Origin of the sequence: Microcoleus sp. D3_18a_C4, from assembly GCF_036702415.1 — a bacterium.
In the GTDB taxonomy this organism is placed as follows: Bacteria; Cyanobacteriota; Cyanobacteriia; order Cyanobacteriales; family Microcoleaceae; genus Microcoleus.
In genome coordinates, this window is the sequence record NZ_JAUBTI010000090.1 from 1 (window position 1) to 2,748 (window position 2,748).

The window sequence follows — 2,748 nt, forward strand, 5'->3', positions numbered from 1 at the left end:
CCGTCCAAAAAGGACGGGCGGGACGCCCATCCCACAATAACAATTAAAATTGTAAGTTATTTAATTCGCGATCCTAACCTGATTTAATATTTGAAAAATATCCGGGTGCGACAGCCAACCAGCAGAATTTGAATAGGTAGGGACAGGACACTGGCTATTAGTCACAACTTAAGGTATAACCCCTAGTCCGGCAGGGGTTAAAACCCCGGCCTAATAGCGAAAGTCCTCTAAAGAGGACTAATGAGTTTAACAGTCTTTTTCTCAGTCCTCTTAAGAGGACTTTAGCTTTGAGGCAGGGAATTCATTCCCTGACGGACTACCGGTTTAACCTTAAGTTGACACCAATAGATACTGCCCTGTCCCTACAACTATGACTTCCTACATAAATTTAGCTGCCTTAGCGGCAGGAGTTATTATGAAATTGACTGCACCCTTATTAGCATCCGCTTTAGTTTTCGCCGGTACTGTCGCCTTGCCAAGCCAAGTGCAAGCAGATCCCAGCAACTCTTGGAATAGCACTAGAACAACATTTCAGTGCGTTACTTCCGGTCGGAATTTTGTCACAATTGCGCGGCGGGGAAATGTGACGACTGATCCAATGATTCTGTGGAAATCTACCGAGTTCGGCCGCGAATATACACCTTGGCAGCGCTGCCAAATTGTTTCCAATAGATTGACCAAAGCTGTTGCCCAGAATGGCGGAAGATTGAGCAACTTGCAGTTAACAACAGGAATTGTTAATAACTTGCCCGTAGTTTGTTACGTCAACGGACGGGGGCGCTGCAACTCTCAAAATCTGCTGTTCACCCTAGACAAGCGCAATGCTAAAAATCCCGGTGATGCTTTAACGAAATTGATTAATTTTGCCCAAGACGGCAGCGGCCCCGTGGCAGTGTTCAGAACCGGAGCTCCATCGGCTGCACCGCAGTTTGTTCCCTTTGGAGATATGGTCGATCGAGCTTTTAATTCTCCAAACAATAAACCGTCAGTTCCTGTAGCAAAACCGCAGGGCGATCGAGGCATTTAATAGCCGCGCCTCTAAGGAATGAGAATTAAATAACTTCCACTCTTGAAAGTGAGATGGGCGTCCCGCCCGTCTTTTTTGGACGGGCGGGACGCCCATCCCACAATAACAATTAAAATTGTAAGTTATTTAATTCGCGATCCTAACTTGCACCTGAAAAAGTTGGAAACTATTGTGGGGAGTAGGGGTTGGGCTTCTAGCCCGCCCCTAAATATTTAGACTAAAAAAACTACACTGTCACCCCTTCAATCTTCTCATCAGTCAACTCATACAACTCGCGCAACTGCTGCAACTTATCCGCATCCGGCAGCCAAAAACCCCGCCCGTTAGCCTCCAACATTCTGCCGACAATATTGCGAAAAGCTTCAGGATTTGCCTCCCGCAACTTCTTCGCCATTGCCTGATCTAAAGCATAAGTATCAGCCGCCTGATCGTAAACCCAACTATCAGTAAAATCAGCCGTTCCGCCCCAACCAATTAACGCCGTCATCCGCTGCGAAATTTCATAAGCGCCGCCCGAACCTTGATTAACCATCGCGTTAGCCCACTTAGGATTTAGCAACTTAGTTCGATATTCCAAGCGCAGCAAATCTTCTAAATTGCGAGGCGTTGTATCCTGAGAAAAACTTTCTACAAAACTGGTATTGACTTTTTTGCCGCGCTGCTTTTCTGCGGCTTTCTTCAAGCCGCCAGTATTCGCATAATACTCTTGAATATCAGTCAAACCGTATTCAACAGAATCAATTTCTTGAATTATGCGATCGCACCCTTGCAACAACTGAGTCAAAACCTCCGGCCTCGCTTCCCCCTTATCCTTCCTCCCGTAACTAAAAACATTGCGACTTTCCCAAGTTTTCCCCAACTCATCCCCCGATTCCCAACTACCATCAACAACCCTATCGTTAACCAAAGAACCAAAATCCCCAGCCGGATTAGAAAACAACCTTGCCGAATAATTCTGCACACCTTTGGCCTGCAAAATCAAAGCGTGTTTGCGAATAAAATTCTCCGATTCCGGTTCATCAGCATCCGCTGCCCGCACGAACAAATCATCCAACAATTCAATAATATTGACAAAGCTATCTCGGAAAATACCCGAAAGATTTCCCAACACATCAATCCGGGGATGACCGACATCAGCTAACGGCTTTAATTCATAGCGAACAATGCGACCAGTACCTTCTTTTAGAGGTGCAGCCCCCACCAATTCTAGCAGAATTCCAATAGATTCACCGCGAGTCTTAATCGCATCCAAACCCCACAACATCACCGCCACAGTCTCAGGATATTTACCCTGTTCTTTAACGTGCTTCTCAATAATTTTCCGAGCAATTTCGCGCCCCCTTTCATAAGCCGCCGGAGAAGGCATCCGATAAGGATCTAAAGCGTGAATATTCCGACCAGTTGGCAACACCCCAGCCCCATCCCGCAACAAATCCCCACCGGGTGCAGGCAGAATATATTCCCCATTCAAACCCCGCAAAAGATTAGTTAATTCATCCGTCGTTTGCAACAACAAATCCCTAACTAGCAAGCCCTCCTCAAAAACCCCATCAAACCCCTCTTGTGGCACAGGCATCTTGCCTGTGCTGGTTTGTGGCACAGGCATCTTGCCTGTGCTTGTTTGTGGCACAGGCATCTTGCCTGTGCTTGTTTGTGAAACAGGCATCTTGCCTGTGCTTGTTTGTGAAACAGGCATCTTGCCTGTGCTTGTTTGTGGCACA

The 2,748-nt window shown here is 46.7% G+C and carries 2 protein-coding genes; one reads left to right on the top strand and one right to left on the bottom strand.

What is annotated here, in order from left to right:
- Positions 1–415 precede the first annotated feature (415 nt).
- Positions 416–1,027 carry a COP23 domain-containing protein gene (locus QUB16_RS26440; RefSeq protein WP_333320751.1) on the top strand — a complete coding sequence of 204 codons (612 nt, stop codon included), beginning with the start codon at positions 416–418 and terminating at the stop codon, positions 1,025–1,027.
- A 226-nt stretch (positions 1,028–1,253) separates the two neighbouring features.
- Here QUB16_RS26440 and QUB16_RS26445 read toward each other — a convergent pair.
- Positions 1,254–2,748, bottom strand: a 1,495-nt coding sequence (locus tag QUB16_RS26445; RefSeq protein WP_333320752.1) for a cobaltochelatase subunit CobN, incomplete at its 5' end; no start/stop codon positions are given.

Bases quoted from the DNA above. Each gene is read 5' to 3' on its own strand.
- QUB16_RS26440 (WP_333320751.1), top strand. From the start codon at position 416: ATGAAATTGACTGCACCCTTATTAGCATCCGCTTTAGTTTTCGCCGGT.